We start from the raw sequence: 18112 nt of genomic DNA on the forward strand, positions 1-18112 counted from the left end.
CGCGCGGGCGCCGAGGGCGAGGCCGGCGAGTCCGGGCCCGGCGCGGCGGCGGGGGGCGCAGGCGAGGCCGAGGCGCGCGCGGGCGGCGAAGAAGAGGCCGGCGAGTCCGGTGCTGGGGCGGGTGGCGAACCCGACTCGGGCGCGGCGCCCGGGACCGACGGAGCCGCCGTCAAAGGCGCGGCAGCCTCGGGCGCGGGCTTCGGCGGCGGTGCGAACGCCGTCGACTTCGGGGCCGTGCGCCGCGGGCGTGGGCGTGGGTTCAGCGTGAGGCCGTGCGCGCCCGGTTCGCCGAGTTCGAGGACGACGTCCGGCGAGACTTCGAGGCGGGCGGCCGTGATCTCCTCGACCGGGCCGCGCCAGGAGAAGGCGGCGATCCAGGCGCCTTCGCCGTCGGGGGCCCAGGGCTTGTGGTCGAGGAGGGCGATCATGCGCCGTCGTCGGCCTCCCGCGCGGACGTGGAGGGTCGGGCGCATGAAGCGCTGGCCGCGCACGCCGAACCATCGGCCGCGGACTTCAAGGCGGTCGCCGTCGTGCCAGTCGAAGCGTTCGAGCTCGAAGGTGAGCTCGTCAAGACTCATCATGGGGACGGTTACCCATCGTAGGCTGTCCCGCTCGATGAAGCGGCGAGTCGCGGTGGATCTGAGTGTCCTGCGCGCGTCCCGCGACCTGCGCCTGCTCGTGATCGGCGAGCTCTTCTCGGGGCTCGGGTCGCAGGCCGCGCTGGTCGCGATCCCGTTCCAGATCTACGTCCTGACCGACTCGGCGGCGCTCGTCGGGCTGCTCGGGATCGTCGAGCTGGTGCCGATCATCGTCTGCAGCCTGCTCGGCGGGGCGATCGCCGACCGGATCGAGCGGCGTCGCCTGATGTTGACGGGCCAGGCGCTCGTCACCGCCTCCGCGATCACGCTCGCGGCGACGAGCTTCGCCGGCGACCCGCCGATCCCGCTGATCTTCGCGCTCGCCGCCACGCTCGCGGCCGGCGCGACGCTCGACAACGTCACGCGCTCCGCGATCGTCCCCGCACTCGCGAAAGACCGGCTCCGGGCCGCGCTCTCCCTGACCTACGGGCTCCACCAGGTGTCAGCGGTGGCGGGCCCGGCGCTCGGCGGCCTGATGATCGCCGCGCTCGGCACGGCCTCCGCCTACACCGCGCAGGCGGTCGGCTTCGTGATCATGATCGGGATCACGCTCGCGCTGCCGCGCCTGTACCCGGCGCCGTCCGAGCAGGCGCACCCGCCGATCCTGACCTCGATCAAGGAAGGCCTGACGTTCGTGCGCGGCAACAGCGCGCTGATGGGCTCGTTCGCGATCGACCTCGTCGCGATGACGTTCGGGATGCCGCGCGCGCTGTTCGCCGTGCTCGCGCTCACCGTCTACGACGCGGGCGCCGCCGGCACGGGCATCCTCTACGCCTCGGTGTCCGCGGGCGCGGTCGTCGCCGCGCTCTCCACCGGCTGGGTCGAGCACGCGCGCTGGCTCGGGCGGATCGTGATCGGCGCTGTCGTCGTCTGGGGCCTCGCGATCGCCGCCGCCGGGTTCATGCCCAGCCTGTGGTTCGCGGCGGCGCTGCTCGCCGTGGCCGGCGCCGCCGACAGCATCAGCGCCGTCTGCCGCTCGATCATCAACCAGACCGTCACGCCCGAGCACCTCAGAGGCCGGATGTCGGCGATCTTCATGCTCGTCGTGACCAGCGGCCCACGCCTCGGCGACCTCGAGGCCGGCGTGGCCGCATCACTCACGACCGCCGGGATCGCCGTCGTCTCAGGCGGCCTCGTCTGCGTCGTCGGCGTCGCCGTGATCGTCGCGCTGTTCCCCGCCCTCGCCGCCTACGACGGGCGCGTCAAGGCTGTCGGGTGAGATCCGCCCCTCGGCGATAGCGCGGCCGACCGCCTGGTTGCCGGCGGTCATCTGCATCGAGCGCAGGACCTCGTCCGACACCGGCACGCGCCGATTCATACCTTCACCGCGACGATCCGGTCGTCGCCGGAACGCGGGGAGCCGCGCCCGTCCGTGTTCGACGTCGCCACCCACAGCGTGCCGTCCGGCGCGGCGACGACCGTGCGGAGCCGCCCGTAGCGTCCGCTCAGCATCTTCGTCGGCTTGCCCGCCGACGCCCCGTCGAGCGGGATCTTCCACACGCACTCGCCCTGCAGCGCGGCCACGTACAGGTTCCTCCCGATGATCGCCGCGCCGCTCGGCGACGCCTGCGACGTCGACCAGGTCACCTTCGGGTTGGTGAACTTGCCGCCGCCCGTGGAGCCGTTGCCCTCGACCTCGGGCCACCCGTAGTTGCGACCCTTCCGGATGAGGTTGACCTCGTCGCGCGTGTTCTGGCCGAACTCGCTCGCCCACAGCCGCCCGGACCGGTCCCACGCGAGCCCTTGGACGTTGCGATGCCCGAGCGACCAGACGCGCGCGCCGCTGCCGTCCGGGTTCATGCGCAGGATCTTGCCGTTGCGCGACTTGGCGTTCTGCGCGAGGGACGTGTCCCCCGCGTCGCCGACGCCGGTGTAGAGCTTGCCGTCCGGGCCGAACGCGATCCGGCCGCCGTTGTGGATCGACGCGCTGCGCAGTCCCTTCAGGACGACCCGCACGCGTTCGCCGAGCTTGAACCGCACGATCCGGTTGTCGCCGGACGTCGACGTGAAGTAGGCGTAGACCAGGCCGTCGTCGCCGTAGGAGGGCGAGACCGCGAGCCCGAGCAGGCCGCCCTCGCCCGCGTCGCGCGCCACGCCCGGCACGGTCATCACGCGCTCGGGATCACCGCCGCCCGACGGGATCCGGAGGATCCGCGCGGTTGAGCGCTCGGCGACCAGCGCGTCCCCGTTGGGCAGGAACGCGATGCCCCACGGCACCTCGAGACCGGTCGCCACGGTGCGACGGGCCGGGGTCTGCGCGGCGGTCGGCGTCGGCGTCGCCGACGGCCCGGGTGTCTCGTTCGGCGTCGCGGTCGCGGGCGCCGTCGTCGTCGCCGCCGGCTGCTCAGCGGCATCCTCGCCGCAACCGGCGAGGATCAACGCGCACGCAGCGACGGCGAGCCGGTTCATCGTGGCGGCGGGCGATGCCCCGGCAGCTTGACGACGGTCACGAAGAACTCGTCGATCTGGCGCACGACCTCGATGAAGCGGTTGAAGTCCACGGGCTTGGTCACGTAGGCGTTCGCGTGCAGGTCGTAGGAGCGCAGGATGTCCTCCTCCGCCTTCGACGTGGTGAGCACGACCACCGGGATGGAGCGCAGCGCGGGATCGGACTTGATCTCCGCCAGCACCTCACGCCCGTCCTTGCGCGGCAGGTTGAGATCGAGCAGCACGAGATCGGGCCGACTGGTGCCCGGCGTGCGCAGGTACTCCATCGCCTCGACGCCGTCGCCGACGATCTTGAGGCTGTTGCGCACCTTGTTGTGCTCGAACGCCTCTTCGATCAGGACGACATCACCGGGATCGTCCTCGACCAGGAGGACGCTGATCGGCTGGCTGTCGTCTTCGGTCATCGACTCTCCGTGTCTGCGGGTTCGGCGGGCAAGGTGAAGTAGAAGGTAGAGCCCGACCCCGTCGTACTACCCGTGTCGAGCCACATCTTGCCTCCGTGGTACTCGACAACCTTCCGGCACATGGCCAAACCTATGCCCGTGCCCTCGTACTGACTACGCGGATGCAGCCGCTGGAAGATGACGAAGATGCGCTCGGCGTACTCGGGATCGATGCCGATCCCGTTGTCGGCGACGCGGAATCGCCATTCCTCGCCTTCGCGCTCAGCGGAGATCTCCACGCGCGGCGCGGCCTCCGCGCGGAACTTGATCGCGTTCCCGATCAGGTTCTGGAACACGAGCCGCAGCAGCGAGGCGTCGCCCTGCACGACCGGCAGCTCACCCTCGACGAGCACCTCCGCGCCGCTGTCCTCGATCGCCCGCGACAGGTCCGTCTGCGCCCGCTCGACGAGCTTGGCCGTGTCGACGTCCGTGTGCGGCTGCTCCATCCGCCCCACGCGGGAGAACGCGAGCAGGTCGTTGATGAGGTCCTGCATGCGCTGCGCGCCGTCGACGGCGAAGCCGATGTACTGGTCGGCGCGCGCGTCGAGCTGCCCGCCGTAGCGCTGCTGGAGCAGCTGGCAGAACGACGCGACCTTGCGCAGCGGTTCCTGCAGGTCGTGCGAGGCGACGTAGGCGAACTGCTCGAGCTCCTGGTTCGAGCGCCGCAGGTCGGCCTCGGCCGTCTGGAGCGCCGCCAGCTCGGCGACGATCCGCGCGCGCATCGATTCCACGTCCTCCGCGAGCTCGACCACCTCCGCCGCGCCTTCGGCCGTGACCTCGCGCTCATAGTCGCCGCGCGCGACGTCGCGCACGCGCCCGGCGAGCGTCTGCAGCGGAGCGATCATCTGCTTGCGCAGCAGCCACGCCACGAGCGCGAGGCTGAGCAGGATCACGACGCCGGTGAAGATCGTCCAGAACGTGACGATCCGGGCGTTCTCGCGCAGCGCCTCGCGACCGTCCGCGCGCGCCGGGCCGAGCACGACGTTGAGCCGGCGCACCGACTGCCGGAAGCGGTCGAACCGCGCCTTGCCGGCCTTGACCTGGGCGATGCTCCGCGGGCCGCCGGGGTTGGAGCTGGCCTCTTCGACCGTGGGGTCGGCGTAGTTGAGCTCCCAGTCGCGGGCGGAGCCGGCGATCTCCTCGATCTCCTCCCGGAACGGTTGCACGCTCTCGAAGCGAAGCTGGCCTTCGAGCCGCTCGAGCGCGGCCTCCGCGTCACGCCGTCCGCTCAGGAACGGCACCAGGAAGGTCCGCTCGCCGGAGAGCACGTACCCGCGCAGGCCGGTCTCCTGGTCGAGCATCGCGATCGAGATGTCGTTGGCCGAGAGCGCGGTCGGGCCGAGCTGGTCGATGAGCTCCGAGCGCGCCTGGCTCAGCGCGTTGAGCGCGAACACGCTGCGCACGGTGCCGACGATCGCGATGAAGACCAGGAAGGCGACGCCGCGGGCGAAGTACTGCCCGGCCCGCAGCCGCTTACCGCGGCGACGTGGCCACTTCACTGCGTGCGCACCAGGAACGCGGCGACGTCGTCCAGCAGCGGACCGCCGTTGAGCTCCTCGGCGCGTTCGACGAGCGCGGCGACCAGGCTCGGCGAGCCCTTGTCGACCTCACCCCGGACCATGGCGGCGAGCCCTTCGCCACCGAGCCGCGCGGCGCCGATGCCGGTGCGGCCCTCGATCAGTCCGTCGGTGTAGAGCAGCAGCGACCAGCGCTCGGGCAGCTCGTGCTCGTGCGCGGTCCAGCGGAAGTCGTCGACGACGCCGAGCGGCGGCTCGCCCTGCGCGGGCTCGAGCGACACGATCTCGTCGTCGGTGATCAGCATCGGCGGCGGATGGCCGGCAAGCTGGATCTTCACGCGGCGCTTGTCGGGCGCGATCGTGACCATGCAGAGCGTGGTGAACATCCAGTTGTGGTGGCGCTCGTGGCCGTGCATGACCTGCAGCGTCGGCAGCAGCTCGTCCGGCTCGCGTCCGCCGACGATCAGCGTGCGCCAGGCGATCCGCAGCGAGACGCCGAGCGCGGCGGCGTCCGGGCCGTGGCCGGAGACGTCGGCGATGACGGCGTGGACCGTGCCGTCGGCGGTCTGGACGGCGTCGTAGAAGTCGCCGCCGAGCAGCGCGCGACGGCGGCCCGGGCGGTAGTGGGCGCTCAGCAGGAGCGCATCGTCGTGGACGAGCGGCGCGGGCAGCAGGCCGCGCTCGAGCCGGGCGTTCTCCTCGGCGTGCAGGCGCGCGACCTCGAGTTCGCGGCGCGCCTCGTCGGCCCGCAGGCGCTCGACCGCGTAGTGCACGGCGCGCGTGAGGCCCTGGCCGTCGATCTGGCCCTTGACGAGGTAGTCCTGCGCGCCCGCGCCGACGGCTTCCATCCCGCGACGCTCGTCGTCGAGGCCGGTGAGGACGAGCACGGCGATGTCCGCGCGGTCGGCCTTCAGGCGGTGCAGGCCGGACAGGCCCTGGGCGTCCGGCAGGTCAAGGTCCAGCAGCACGCAGTCGATCTCGGCGAGGTTCTCGCGGCGCGCCTCGGCGAGCGTCTGCGCACGCACGATCTCCATGTAGGCGCCGCTGATGTTGAACAGCTCCTCGACGAGCAGCGCGTCGCCGTCGTCGTCTTCGACGAGCAGGAGGCGGATGGGCCCGGAGCTCGCCGCGGTGTCACGCGGGGCTCGGTTGACGGTCTCAGGGGGAGTCAAGATCAGTGGGTACGGGCCGAGGGCCGGTCCACTCTACCCAGCCGTTCGCAGCGTAATCCCCAGTTGCGCGGCGGCCAGCCCGAGGGCGAGGCTGCCCGCGATGTTGAGCGCCGCGCCGCGGCGCGACAGCTGCTCGGACTCGAGCATCCACGTCGAGAACGTCGTGTACGCGCCGACGAACCCTGTACCGAGCACGAGGTTCTCACCGATCAGGCCGAGTGCGAAGGCGCCGCTGAGGTTCACGGCCAGCGTGCCGTACGGGACCGGCAGACGCGAGGAGACGAGGAAGCGCAGGACGGCACCGGTGCCGCCCGCGAGCGCGAGCAGGAGGACGTTCACACGCGCCGCCCGAGAAGGACCGCGGCGTACCCGAGGACGATCGAGCCGGCCGCGTAGGCGACGGCTTCACCGATCGCGAGCTCCTCGAGCAGCTCGACCTGCAGGGTCGAGAAGGTCGTGAACGCGCCGCAGAAGCCCGTGCCGAGGAAACGCGGCGAGCGGGTGACGACCACGCCGAGGAGGAACGCGCCGAGCACGTTGACGAGCAACGTGTGCCACGGCACCGGCAGGAGCTCGTTGACGCCGGCCCGGGCGAGCGCGCCGAGGCACCCGCCCGCGAAGACCGCCAGGACCTCAGATCGCGGTGGCGTGGAGCGGCTGGTAGAGGCCGAGCTCACCGCCGCCGGGGACCTTGATCGCCGTCACGAGACCCCAGCCCTGGTCGCGGACGGGCGCCGTGAACTCCACGCCCTTCGCTTCCAGCTCGGCCTTGGTCGTCTCGATGTCGTCGCACATCAGGTACAGCTCGTAGTGGCCCGACGCCTCGCTCGGGTGGGCGGACAGCTCACCCGGCGGCAGCTTGAAGATCGGCCAGCCGCCGCCCGCTTCGACGTAGTCGAGGTCGATGACGTCGCGCAGGAAGTCCCGGATGGCGTCGGCGTTCTCGCCGAAGATGATGGTGTGGACGCCGCGGATGCTCATGAGAGGGCGGGTAGGCCGTCGATGGACTCGCGGTTGTGCTTGGCCTCGTAGGTGCGCATGGCGTCTGGACCTTCTACCCGCAGACGCTTCGCGGTTGACAGGTCGCTGTGCGGGCGCTCGCCCTCGTAGGCGAGCAGCGGCACGCCGTAGCCGCACGAGTCGGCGACGCGCTGCACGTGCACGACGATGATCGCGCGCCGCGCCTCCGGGGCCTCCGGCTCGGTGAAGCCGACGGCCAGCAGCTCGTCGAACCTCGGGTCGCCCGGCAGGACGACTTCACCGCGGCCGTGCAGGCGCAGGATCCGCGGCGGGCCCTGGAAGGCGCAGAACATGACGATCACGCGACCGTTCTCACGGATGTGCGCGATCGTCTCCGCGCCGCTGCCGACGATGTCCAGGTAGGCGACCGTGTGGTCGTCGAGGATCTGCAGCGAGCCCATCGGGCCCTTCGGCGAGACGTTGATGTGGCCGTCCGCCGCCGCCGGGGCGGTGCCGACGAAGAACATCGACTGGTTGCCGATCCACTTGCGCAGGTGGCCGTCGATGCTCTCGTAGATCCGCCCCATATGGCGGCTGAGTTTAGATGGCGTGGTTGGCGTGGATGACGTTCTCCGGGTCCACGCGGTCCTTGACGTCGCACAGGCGCGCCCACGCGTCGGTGCTGAAGGTCTCGGACATGTCCACCTGGTCCTCGGCGAAGTTCAGGTAGTGGCCGGCGTTCGTCCACGGCGCCAGCGCGGCCTTGATCTCGAGCATCCGCCCCTTCTTCTCGGCGGCCATCTCGTGGCTGAGCACGAGCCCGCCCATGAACAGGACGAAGTCGGCGTTCACGCCCGCGGCGGCGCCGTGGCCGGGCGTCGCGCGACGCAGCGCGCCACCGCACTGGCGCAGCTCGACGGCGTCCAGCGAGCTGCCGGAGCCGGGGCCGGCGAGGTCGATCAGCTCGGCGATCGCCTCAGCCGGCAGCGTCGCGATCAGCGCCGTGTCGGCCATGACCGGCATCGGGTCCTCCGGGTCCTGGTGCAGGCGGGCGAGCGCCGGCGCGGGCACCGTCCCGAACGTGTCCAGCTCCGGGGCGAGCGCGCGCAGCGGGTCGAGCACGGCGGGATCGCCCTGCACCGCGCCGTCGATCATCACGATCCGGCGCCCGCGCAGGAACTCCGGGAGCTCCTCCAGCGGCGGCAGCTGCATGATCCGCAGCGACGTCGTGACGTGGTCGGGCGCGTCCTTGGCCCATTCGCTCCAGGCCGTGACGATCCGCCCGGCCTCCGTCCAGTCCCAGAGCATGAAGCCCGCGCAGATCTCCCGCAGCGGGAAGAGCCGGAACTCGAGCGCGGTGACGATCCCGAAGTTGCCGCCGCCGCCCCGCAGCGCCCAGAACAGCTCGGGGTCGTGCTGCGCGTCCGTGCGCACCTGCTGCCCGTCGGCCGTGACGAGCTCGATCGCCGTGACGCTGTTGGCCTGCAGCCCGTGGCTGCGAGCGAGCCAGCCCATGCCGCCGCCGAGCGAGTACCCGGTCACGCCGACCGTCGGCGAGGAGCCGTGCAGCGCGATCAGCCCGTGCGGCGCGGCGGCGTCGATGACGTCCTCCCACAGCGCGCCCGCCTCCGTGCGGGCGATGCGGGCGGCCGGATCGATCTCCACGCGGCGCATCCCGCTCGTCTTGACGAGCACCGTGCCGCTGACGTCGCCGAGCGGCGCTGCGTTGTGGCCCGTCGCCTGGCCGGCGACGCGCAGGCCCGCGGCCTTGGCGGCGTGGATGACCTCCGCGACCTCGGCCGCGTCGGCGGGATAGGCGACGGCGGCCGGACGCTGGTCGAGCGCGAGGTTGAACCCCGACCGGGCGGCGTCATAGCCGTCGTCCCCGGGGAGTGCGACAGCGCCACCGCAGAGGTCCCGCAGGGCGGGGACGGGATCGATCATCGTCATGGCCGGGACGATCGCCGGGCCGGGTTGCCCGAGTCTTGCCGTGACGTTGCCGGGTTACGTCTCGAGCGCGTGCGCGAGCTCGCGGGTGGAGCTCGCGCCCAGCTTCCGGAGCGCGCTGCCCAGCTTGATCTCGATGATCCTCGGGGTGACGAACAGCTCCTGCGCGATCTCGCGCTCGGCGCGGCCGGCGGCGGCCAGCGCGGCCACCCGGCGCTCGGTCGCCGTGAGGGAGGCCACGCCGCGCGGCATCGCCGCCTCGGGCTCGACACCGACCGCGAGCAGCTCCGTGCGGATGTTGCCGAGCAGGCGCTCGGCGCCGCAGACCTCGGCCAGCTCGTGGGCGCGGGTCAGGGGCTCGCGCGCGTAATCGGGGCGGCCGGCGCGGCGGCGCAGGACGCCCAGCGCGGCGAGCGACTTGGCCAGCTCGAGGCGGGAGGAGCCGCGGTGGACGATCTCGACCGCTTCCTCCAGCCGCTCGAGACCCTCGGGACCTTCGAGCAGGCCGAGCACGCGCAGTGAGCGGGCGACGGTGCCGGGCGCGCCCCAGTCGCGCGCTCGGTCCAGCTCCTCGGCGGCGAGGGCGACGGCCTTCTTGTTCATGCCGAGCGCGTCCAGGGCGACCGCACGCAGGCCGCTCCAGCGGGCCGCCGCGGGGTTGTGGTAGTGGCGGAAGCGGTCCGCGTACTCCTCGCTGGCCTCGATCGCCTCCTCGTAAGAGCCCTCGGCGACGAGCAGCTCCAGGCGCGCGTTGCACCAGTAGCGGGCACCATCGGACCGGGGCGCGCGCTCGCGGGCGCGCATCAGCGCGGTGCGCGCGTCGGGGAGGTTGCCGCGCTCGGTCAGGCACCACGAGAGGTGCGCGGCGTTCCACTGGAGGGTGTCGGGGCCGTAGCCCCAGGACTCGGCCTGGTCGAAGGAGGCGCGCAGCTCCTCCTCGGCGTCGAGCAGGTCGCCGCGCCAGAAGAGCGTGAAGCCGCGCCACAGGTACATGCCGGTGACGGCGAACAGCGAGCCGCGGCGGTGCGCGTCGACCATCCCGAGGTCGAACAGCTGCAGCGCCTCGTCACGGTCGCCGACGATCAGCGGCAGCAGCGCGGCGAGCGTGAGCAGGTTCGGGTCGCGCTGCTGGACCTCGCCGCCCGCGAGCGCGTCGAACGCCTGCGGGATCACCTCGTCGATGTGGCCCCCGGCCTGCGTCCACTCCAGCGCGGAGACGGCGCCCGCGAGCTTCTCCCCCAGCGTGTGCAGCGGCTTGCCGCGCCACTCGCGGATCGGGTGCATCTCGGACGGATCCATCGCCCCGAACGGCACGCCCATCAGCGCGAAGGCGCGCAGGCCGAGCGCCTCGTCGGCGAACTCCGGCGGCAGCGCGGCGGCGGCCTCGAGCGCCACGCGGGAGCCCTCGGCGGGCGAGCTGGTGAACAGCAGCGCGCGGCCGAGCGCGTTCGCGGCGCGCACGCGCAGGCGCGTGTCGGTCAGCCCGTCGTAGGCCTCGCGCAGGTGCAGCGCGCTGTCGGGGCCGCGGACGAGTGCCTCAGCCTCCCCCAGGTCCAGCAGCAGGTGCGGGCGATCCGCGGCGGCCGGCGGCTCCTCGAGCGAGCGCTGCAGGTAGCCGACGCAGCTGTCGACCGCGCCGCGCGCCATCGCCGCGTTCCCCGCCTCGTGCAAGAGCCGAGCGACCTGCGCGTCCCCGCGCCCGGGCGTGAGCATGAGCTGGCCCGCGATCTGGTCCAGGCTCGCGCCACGCTCGCGCAGCACGCCGGCGGCGCGGGCGTGCAGCAGCTCGCGCTCCCCCAGCGGCAGCCCGGTGTAGACCGCGTCGCGGACGAGCGGGTGCACGAAGCCCGGCGGCGGCTCCGGGCGCAGGATCTCCGCCCGCGCCAGGGCGGCCATCGCGCCCGCGACCTGCGCCTCGTCCAGGCCGGACAGGCCCGCGACGGACGGCAGGTCGGCGCTCTCGCCGAGCACCGCGACGGCCCGCGCGACGCTCGCGGCCTCCCCCGGCAGCCGCGCCAGGCGCAGCAGGACCGAGCTCGAGACCGCGCGCGAGCCGATCGCCCGCACGACGTCCGCGTGGGCGGCGTCCGGCTTGACGTGGTCGGTCTCCAGCGCGTTCAGCAGCTGGCGGACGAGGAGCGGGTTGCCGCCCGTCGTGAGGTGGCAGGCCTGGCGGAAGGCGTCGTCGGGCTCGGCGCCGAGGCGCTTGGCGACGAGCTGGCCGACGGCTTCTTCGGAGAGCGGGCCGGGCCGCACGTGGGCGGTCGCCGGGTCGTTGGCGATCTCCGCGAGCAGCGCGGCGTCCGTGGGCGCGTCGCCGGTCCGCACGCCCGCCGTGACGAGCACGGGCTGGCCCTCCAGGCGGCGCACCAGGTAGGCGAGGAAGCGCAGGCTCGGGCGGTCGCACCAGTGCAGGTCGTCGACCTCGAGCAGCAGCGGGCGCTCGGCGGCGAGGTTGAGCGTGAGCCAGTACAGGCCGTGCAGGGCGGCGAAGCTCGCGTCGCCGGCGGGGACGCCGTTCTCGGGCGAGGCGAACACGACGCCGGCCGCCGCTGCCGCGCCCGTCAGGACGGACGGGTCGGCGACCACCCCCTCGAACAGCTGGCGCACGACGCCGAACGGGTACTCGCGCTCGAGCTCACCCGCACGCGCGTTCAGCACCGTCGCGCCCTCGTCGACCGCGCGGCGGCGGAACTCGGCCAGCAACCGCGACTTGCCGATGCCCGGCGGCCCTTCGATCAGCACCGCGCGGCCCTCGCCGAGGGTCGCCTCGGCGAGCAGGTTGTCGAGGACGTGGACCTCGCGATCGCGCTCGACGAGCGTCGAGGAGCGCGGGACCGGCTTGGCCTTGGGCGGTTCGGGCGCGGCGGTTGCGGGCGGGCCGTCGTCGCGCAGGAGCTGCTGGTGGAGCGCGACGAGCGCGGCGCTCGGGGAGCTGCCGAGCTCCTCACGCAACAGGACGCGGATGTCCTCGTACACGCGCAACGCCTCGTTGACGTTCCCGCGTGCCTTGAGGACCTCCATCAGCGCGCCGCGGGCCGACTCCCGGAAGGGCTGGGACTGCACGGCGGCGCGGGCAGCCTGCTCGGCCTCGGGCAGCGCGGCGCCGCCGAGCTGCGCGCCGGCGTGGGCCATCGCCTCCAGCGCCTCCACGCGCAGGTCGGCGAGGGCGGAGCGCTTGTCGTCGATCCACGGCGCGTCCAGGCCGGGCAGGAGGCCACGGTCGGCGATCTCGACCGCTTCGCGGGCCGCCTCCCACGCGTGGTCGGGCAGCGCGCCGCGCGCTTCACGCACGCGCGTGTGGGCGATCTCCCAGTCGATCCAGGCGTCCTCGGGCAGCACGAGCTGCAGCTCCGAGCGGCCCTCGAGCACGCCCGGGCCGAGCGCCTTGCGCAGGCGGCTGAGGGGCGGCGCGAGCAGCGACTCGTACGCGGGCGGCGCGCCCTTGCCCGACCACAGCGCCTCCGCGAGCTCGTCGCGGCGGACCGGCCGGTCGCGGTTGATCGCGAGGTACGCGAGCAGGAGGCGTCCCTGACGCCCACGCAGCGAGTCTTCGAGCCTCCGTCCCTGGAGCTCCACGATGAGTCGACCGCATAGCTGGATGCGGGTCGAGTCCCTCACGACCACGCGGAGAATCTACCGTGCAGGCGCGCCGACTCGCGAGTCTTCGAGTACGGCCATCGCCGCGTTGCGGCCGTTGAGGGCGATCACGCTGCCGCCCGGATGGGTCGCGGCGCCGCAGAAGTAGAACCCCTCGATCGGCGTGCGCGGGCTCAGCCGGTGCTCCCACATCTGGTCCGGGGTGACCTCGCCCTGGAAGATGTTGCCCTGGGTGAGGCCGATGCGCTCCTCGATGTCCGGCGGGCCGAGCACCTCGTAGCTTTCGATGATGTCCGGGAAGTTCGGGGCGAAGCGGGCGATCAGGTCGATGAACTGGCGCGCGACCTCGTTCCGGCGCGTGCTCCAGTCCATCGCGTAGGGCGCGTACTGGCCGAAGACGCTGAGCAGGTGGCGGCCTTGCGGGGCCGGCGTCTGGTCGTAGCCCGTCTGGACGTAGATCTCGCCGAAGCCGACCGCGGGCTCGCCCCGGTCGCAGCGCTCGAAGGCGCGTTGGGCGGCTTCGAGGCCCTCCGTCACGTCGATCGTGGCGCGGGCGGGCCAGGTCTGGTTGTGCGCGGCCGTGAAGTTCGGCAGCGCGGTGAGGGCGGCGTTGAACTTCACGACGGGGCTGCGGATCTTCCAGTCGGTGAGCCGCTGCTCGTAGTCGGCGGGGATGTCCTGGAGCATCGTCAGCGCGCGCTTGGGGTCCGCGTTGCAGAGGACGGTGCGGGCGCTGATGGTGGTGCCGTCCTCGAGCGTGACGCCCTCGCCGGGGGTGATCCGTGCCACCGGGACGCCGGTGGCGAGGGTGGCGCCGGCCTCGCGGGCGGCGTCGGCGATCGCGAAGCTGATCATCCCCATGCCGCCCTTGACGTAGCCCCAGACCGGGCCCTGGCCTTCGAGGTCGCCCTGGTAGTGCATGAGCTTGATGGACGCCGTGCCCGGGTCCTTCGGGCCGCCGTAGGCCGCGATCACGCCCTGGCCGAAGAGCGCGTCCTTCAGGCGTTGGTCCTGCATGTAGTCGTCGAGGACATCGGCGATCGAGGCGCTGAAGACGATGTCGATCATGTGCCGCTCGCCGTGCAGGAGCTCTTCGATCTCGGCGCGGGTCGGGGTGGCGTCGAGCCAGGAGTCGCGGCCGCGGGTGCGCAGGCGCTGGCGGATCTCGTCGAAGAGGTGCTCGTAGGCCCAGTAGCCGTCGATGTCCTGCTTGGAGACCTTCAGCTCCTCGAGGTTGCGCTGGGTCTTGGCGTCGTCGAGCCACTGGCCGAACGACGTGCCGTCCTCGAACGGGACCCACAGGTTGGGGTCGGCGACGTAGCACTCGAAGCCGCGTTGCCTCAGGTTCAGCTCCTTGATCACGAGCTCGTCGAGCAGGCCGACGACGTACGCGCACGGGCTCACGCTGTACCGCTGGTCGGGGAACGGTCGCTCGAGCGTGCACGCGCCGCCGAGCCGCTCGCGACGTTCGAGGACGAGGACCTGTTGGCCGGCTCTCGCCAGGTAGGCGGCAGCGGTCAGGCCGTTGTGGCCGCCCCCGACGATGACCGCGTCCCACGTCTTGGCGGCCAGCTCGGCGATGGGCGCCGGCAGCCCGACCTCCCCCAGCTTCGCGGCGATCTCGTTCATGGCGTTGCCTCCTCGTCGGCCAGGGCATCGACGGCGACGGCGCCGTCCGCGTGCACGATCACGGGGTTGAGCTCGATCAGGGCGAGCGGAAGTCGTTGCAGCGCGAGGGCGATGTCGGCCACGCGCGGGTCGATCCGCTCGCGCGGCACCGGAAGCGGGATGATGGTCACGCGGTCGAGCAGCTCGGTGTGCGCGCCGCCGAGGCCGACCACCAGCACCGGCACGAACGCCGTGCGGTCGACCGAGACCAGCAGCTCCAGCCCGGGCGCGGCCATCTGCTCCACGTAGGTGAGGCCGCGGGCGAACGCGGCGCGAGGGTCTTGCACGTTCAGCTCGACGCCGCCGGCGGCCGCTTTGTGTCGCAGGTTCGTGGCCTTCATCGCGACCGGGCTGAGCTCGTCGGCGAGTGTCTGCGCGTCGTTAGCGTCGGTGGCGATGCACCCTTCGGGCACGGGAACGCCCACGGCGCGCAGGATCGCCTTGGCTTCGTGCTCGGGGATCGGCGCCCCGCGCTCGACCCGGCGCTCGAGCGCGGCGATGCGGTTCGGGTCGGGCTCGGTGGCGAGCGCCTTCGCGGCGAGCAGCCCGCTGCGCAGCCCGGCGACGCCGCCCTCGGGCATCAGCTCGGGGATCGTCGAGGCGACGAGCGTGGGGACGTCGGCACGTGCGACCGCGTCGAGGATCGGCGCGGGCCCGTCGTAGGCGTCGAAGAGCACGAGCACGCGGGCCACGTCCGGGTCGTGGCCGAGCGCTTCGATCAGGGCTTGGAGCGCTCCGACGTCGTCCCACAGCAACGCCGTGTAGTCGAGTGGGTTCCCGGCCGTGGCCGCGGCCGGCAGGTGCACCTCGAGCGCGGCGACGGTCGCGGGCGCGAGCACGGGCAGGTCGACGCCGAGCTTGGCGGCGAGGTCGGCGGCCACGGCGGAGTCGCCGCCGGAGCACGTCATGACCGCCACGCCCGCGGCGGCACCGGCGCCGCCCGGCAAGGTCGTGCCGCCCGCGCCTCTCGGACTTCGACGGTCGCGCGCACCCAGCGCCTTCGCGACCTCCAGGAGGTCGTGCGGGTCCTCCACCCAGGCGGCGCCGCACTCTTCGAACAGGGCGCGGAAGACGCGCTGGTCGCCCGCGACGGCGCCGGTGTGCGCTTCCGCCGCGGCGCGGCCGGCGCGGGAGGAGCCCGCCTTCAGGACCGCGACGCGCACGTCGGCCCGCGCGCAGATCTCCAGCGCCGCGCGCCAGCGTTCGCCCTCGCCGTCGTCCTCCAGGTACAGCGCGACCGAGCGGACGCCTTCGCGTTGTGCGACCGCCGCGAGGAAGTCCGCGGCGTCGAGGACGGCCTGGTTGCCGCAGGAGACGACCGTGTGCAGGCGCAGCCCGCGGCGCGAGGCGAGCGCGTTCACGGCCACGTTGCCGGACTGGGAGATCAGCGCGACCGGGCCGGCCTCGACGCGGCGGATCGGGTCGCCCCACAGCGCAACGCGGTCGGGCAGGGAGACGATGCCGTTGCCGTTCGGGCCGCACACCGGCATCCCGCGGGCGGCTGCGATCAGCCGCGACTGCAGTCCGTCCTGGCGCGCTTCGGCGAACCCTGCCGCAAACACGACCGCGCCACTCACGCCGAGCGACGCCGCGTGGGCCACGACGTCCGTCGCGTCCGCCGCCGGCACCGCGACCACGACGGCGTCCGGCACCTCGGGCAACGCGTCCAGCGACGGTACCGCGGCCACACCGTGCACCGAGGCGCGGCGCGGGTTCACGGCGAACACGCGCCCGCCATAGCCGAGCCTCTCGAGGTTCAGCAGCACCTCGCCCCCGTACGAGCCCGCGCGCTCGGACGCGCCGACGACGGCGACCGACCGCGGCGCGAACAGGTTCACCACAGCACCCGCTGGACGCCGCGGCGCTCCAGGGCGCGGGCGACGATCAGGCGCTGGATCTCGCTCGTGCCCTCCCAGATGCGGTCCACGCGGAGCTCGCGCCAGAAGCGCTCGGCGACGTTCGTGCGCGTGTAGCCGCGGCCACCCCAGATCTGCAGGCAACGGTCGGCGCAGCGGTTCGCGGCCTCGCTGACGAACAGCTTCGCCATTGACGCCTTCGCGTGCACCACCTTGGGGTCCTCGCCCGCGTCGGCCAGGCGCGCCACCTCCAATCCCAGCAGCCGTCCGGCAGCGGCGTCCGCGGCGGAATCGGCCAAGGGAAACGCGACGCCCTGGTGATCGATGATCCGCGCCCCGCCCTGCTCGCGGGCGATCGCCCACGCCGTGGTCTCCTCGATCAGGCGCAGCATCGCGCCGCAGCCGCGCGCCGCGATCCCGAGCCGCTCCTCGGCGAACCACGCGCGCTGGAGGTCGTCGCCGCCACCCACGCCGCCGATCACCGCGTCCTCGCCCACGAGCACGCCGTCGAAGCGGATCGTCGGGTGCCCGTGCGGATAGGTGTGCGTGAACGGCGGATCGTCGACCACGGAGATCCCGGGCGTGTCCGCCGGCACCAGGAACAGCGTGGGCGACGGCGCGAGCGCCATGACGATGAAGACCGCCGCGACGTCGCCGTAGGTCACGAACCACTTCTCGCCGTCGAGCCGCCAGCCGTCGGCGACTCGCGTCGCGGTCGTCGCGATCCCGGACGGGTCCGAGCCCGCGTGCTCCTCCGTCACGGCGTAGGCATCGTGCAGCTCGCCGCGGAGCGCGGGCTTGAGCCACCGCTCGATCTGCTCCGGCGACCCGTGCGCGAGCACGTTGTAGGCCGTCGGCACGTGCCAGGAGAGCGCGTTGGTCGAGCGCCCGAACTGCTCTTCGACGAGGAACCACTCCACGTGCGTCCACCCCTGCCCGCCGTGCTCGCGCGCGTGCAGCCCGCCGGAGATCTCGCGCGCGAGGGCCTCCCGGCGGATCAGCGCGACGTCGTCGGCGGAGATCCGCCCGAGCTCCGCTTGGACCTCGCACGGGATCAGGACCTCGTCGACGAACGCCCGCGCTCGCTCACCCGCTGAATTCACAGGGTCCTCCTGTAGGTTGCGCGCCGTGGAGGAGAGCCGTGCCGCCGCCCGCGCCAGCGCGCGGGCCCGCATCCTGGACGCCGCCGTGCAGCTGATCGCACGGGAGGGCATCCACGACGTCCGGATCGCCCGGATCGCGATGCAGGCGGGCGTCAGCGCCAGCCTCCTGCACTACCACTTCGCCAGCCGCGACACCCTGCTCGCCGAAGCGCTCGAGCACTCCTACGAGCTCGCCGGCGACATCCGGACGAGCCGCGCGGACGAGCCGGTCGCGGCCGAGGAACGCCTGCGTTGGATGATCGACCAGTGCCTGCCGACCGAGGACTCGCTGCGCGACGACTGGATGCTGTGGGTCGAGCTGTGGCTGCACGCCGCGCGCCAGCCGGACCTGCGCCCGATCGCCGCCCGCCTGTACGCCCGCATGCACGCATGGTTCTCGGCCGCGATCGAGGAGGGCGAGGCGAGCGGTGAGCTGCGCGTCGCCGACCGCGACCGCACCGTCGACCACCTGCTCGCGCTGCTGGACGGCTACGGCATCCGCGCGCTGACCGAGGACCCGCAGATGCCGGTCGAGCGCGCCCGCGCGGAGGTCTGGGCCGCGATCGCGCCCGGGCTGGGCCTGGCCGCCGAATAGCCGCGACGCGCGCGGCGTGGCGGCGCGCGGCGAGGTCGGGCGTGGCGTGGCCGGGCGTGGCGTCGCGCGTGGATGGCCGGCCTGCGGCTGATGGTCATGGGCGTCAACGAGAACCGCGTCCTCTGC

15 protein-coding genes and 1 pseudogene are annotated in these 18112 nt (G+C 73.0%); 2 read left to right on the forward strand and 14 right to left on the reverse strand.

All coding sequences use genetic code 11. From position 1 onward, the window contains the following. Positions 1–578 (reverse strand): annotated as a pseudogene (locus tag OJ997_RS34135) (hypothetical protein); the annotation flags it as partial. A 37-nt stretch (positions 579–615) separates the two neighbouring features. On the opposite strand from OJ997_RS34135, the gene OJ997_RS34140 reads away from it, so the two are divergent. After that, positions 616–1857, forward strand: a complete 1242-nt coding sequence (locus tag OJ997_RS34140) for an MFS transporter (protein WP_270029910.1) — start codon at positions 616–618, stop codon at positions 1855–1857. Positions 1858–1952: 95 nt separating this feature from the next. On the opposite strand, the gene OJ997_RS34145 is transcribed toward OJ997_RS34140, so the two are convergent. From OJ997_RS34145 to OJ997_RS34205, 13 genes are read right to left on the reverse strand one after another with little or no spacing between them, the layout of a single operon-like run. After that, entirely contained in the window at positions 1953–3047 is a 1095-nt protein-coding gene (locus OJ997_RS34145) for a PQQ-dependent sugar dehydrogenase (protein WP_270029911.1), read from the reverse strand. Beyond that, positions 3044–3490: a response regulator gene (locus OJ997_RS34150; RefSeq protein WP_270029912.1), complete on the reverse strand. Its 447-nt coding sequence runs from the start codon at positions 3488–3490 to the stop codon at positions 3044–3046. Before OJ997_RS34150 ends, OJ997_RS34145 begins: the two co-directional genes overlap by 4 nt. After that, complete coding sequence (locus OJ997_RS34155) at positions 3487–5028, reverse strand: sensor histidine kinase (RefSeq protein ID WP_270029913.1); 1542 nt, start codon at positions 5026–5028, stop codon at positions 3487–3489. Before OJ997_RS34155 ends, OJ997_RS34150 begins: the two co-directional genes overlap by 4 nt. Continuing rightward, entirely contained in the window at positions 5025–6218 is a 1194-nt protein-coding gene (locus OJ997_RS34160; protein WP_270029915.1) for a PP2C family protein-serine/threonine phosphatase, read from the reverse strand. Before OJ997_RS34160 ends, OJ997_RS34155 begins: the two co-directional genes overlap by 4 nt. Before the next feature lie 33 nt (positions 6219–6251). Next, positions 6252–6557 (reverse strand): CrcB family protein, encoded by a 306-nt coding sequence (locus OJ997_RS34165; protein WP_270029916.1) that lies wholly within the window; start codon positions 6555–6557, stop codon positions 6252–6254. Further along, positions 6554–6895 (reverse strand): CrcB family protein, encoded by a 342-nt coding sequence (locus OJ997_RS34170; RefSeq protein WP_270029918.1) that lies wholly within the window; start codon positions 6893–6895, stop codon positions 6554–6556. The genes OJ997_RS34165 and OJ997_RS34170 overlap by 4 nt, the downstream gene beginning before the upstream one ends. Then, positions 6852–7199 (reverse strand): VOC family protein, encoded by a 348-nt coding sequence (locus OJ997_RS34175; RefSeq protein ID WP_270029919.1) that lies wholly within the window; start codon positions 7197–7199, stop codon positions 6852–6854. Before OJ997_RS34175 ends, OJ997_RS34170 begins: the two co-directional genes overlap by 44 nt. Then, positions 7196–7765 carry a pyridoxamine 5'-phosphate oxidase family protein gene (locus tag OJ997_RS34180; RefSeq protein WP_270029920.1) on the reverse strand — a complete coding sequence of 190 codons (570 nt, stop codon included), beginning with the start codon at positions 7763–7765 and terminating at the stop codon, positions 7196–7198. The genes OJ997_RS34175 and OJ997_RS34180 overlap by 4 nt, the downstream gene beginning before the upstream one ends. A 13-nt stretch (positions 7766–7778) precedes the next feature. Further along, complete coding sequence (locus OJ997_RS34185; RefSeq protein WP_270029921.1) at positions 7779–9128, reverse strand: FAD-binding oxidoreductase; 1350 nt, start codon at positions 9126–9128, stop codon at positions 7779–7781. A 54-nt stretch (positions 9129–9182) separates the two neighbouring features. Next, positions 9183–12704, reverse strand: coding sequence for an ATP-binding protein (locus tag OJ997_RS34190; protein WP_270029922.1), 3522 nt, complete (start codon positions 12702–12704; stop codon positions 9183–9185). Positions 12705–12761: 57 nt separating this feature from the next. After that, positions 12762–14354: a phytoene desaturase family protein gene (locus OJ997_RS34195; protein WP_270029923.1), complete on the reverse strand. Its 1593-nt coding sequence runs from the start codon at positions 14352–14354 to the stop codon at positions 12762–12764. Further along, positions 14351–16231 carry an acetate--CoA ligase family protein gene (locus OJ997_RS34200; protein ID WP_270029924.1) on the reverse strand — a complete coding sequence of 627 codons (1881 nt, stop codon included), beginning with the start codon at positions 16229–16231 and terminating at the stop codon, positions 14351–14353. Before OJ997_RS34200 ends, OJ997_RS34195 begins: the two co-directional genes overlap by 4 nt. Further along, the gene (locus OJ997_RS34205; RefSeq protein WP_270029925.1) at positions 16228–17352 is read right to left on the reverse strand and encodes an acyl-CoA dehydrogenase family protein; all 1125 of its coding nucleotides are present in this window, start codon (positions 17350–17352) and stop codon (positions 16228–16230) included. The genes OJ997_RS34200 and OJ997_RS34205 overlap by 4 nt, the downstream gene beginning before the upstream one ends. Before the next feature lie 25 nt (positions 17353–17377). Here OJ997_RS34205 and OJ997_RS34210 point away from each other — a divergent pair, with 25 nt between their 5' ends. After that, complete coding sequence (locus tag OJ997_RS34210; RefSeq protein ID WP_270029926.1) at positions 17378–17986, forward strand: TetR/AcrR family transcriptional regulator; 609 nt, start codon at positions 17378–17380, stop codon at positions 17984–17986. Positions 17987–18112: the final 126 nt, after the last annotated feature.

Origin of the sequence: Solirubrobacter phytolaccae (assembly GCF_027587195.1) — a bacterium.
In the GTDB taxonomy this organism is placed as follows: Bacteria; Actinomycetota; Thermoleophilia; order Solirubrobacterales; family Solirubrobacteraceae; genus Solirubrobacter; species Solirubrobacter phytolaccae.

What these genes read in the sequence shown, in the direction of transcription:
- OJ997_RS34140 (WP_270029910.1), top strand. Translation starts at nt 616, where the DNA reads ATGAAGCGGCGAGTCGCGGTGGATCTGAGTGTCCTGCGCGCGTCCCGC.
- OJ997_RS34180 (WP_270029920.1), bottom strand. Translation starts at nt 7,765, where the DNA reads ATGGGGCGGATCTACGAGAGCATCGACGGCCACCTGCGCAAGTGGATC.
- OJ997_RS34175 (WP_270029919.1), bottom strand. Translation starts at nt 7,199, where the DNA reads ATGAGCATCCGCGGCGTCCACACCATCATCTTCGGCGAGAACGCCGAC.
- OJ997_RS34145 (WP_270029911.1), bottom strand. Translation starts at nt 3,047, where the DNA reads ATGAACCGGCTCGCCGTCGCTGCGTGCGCGTTGATCCTCGCCGGTTGC.
- OJ997_RS34195 (WP_270029923.1), bottom strand. Translation starts at nt 14,354, where the DNA reads ATGAACGAGATCGCCGCGAAGCTGGGGGAGGTCGGGCTGCCGGCGCCC.
- OJ997_RS34150 (WP_270029912.1), bottom strand. Translation starts at nt 3,490, where the DNA reads ATGACCGAAGACGACAGCCAGCCGATCAGCGTCCTCCTGGTCGAGGAC.
- OJ997_RS34185 (WP_270029921.1), bottom strand. Translation starts at nt 9,128, where the DNA reads ATGACGATGATCGATCCCGTCCCCGCCCTGCGGGACCTCTGCGGTGGC.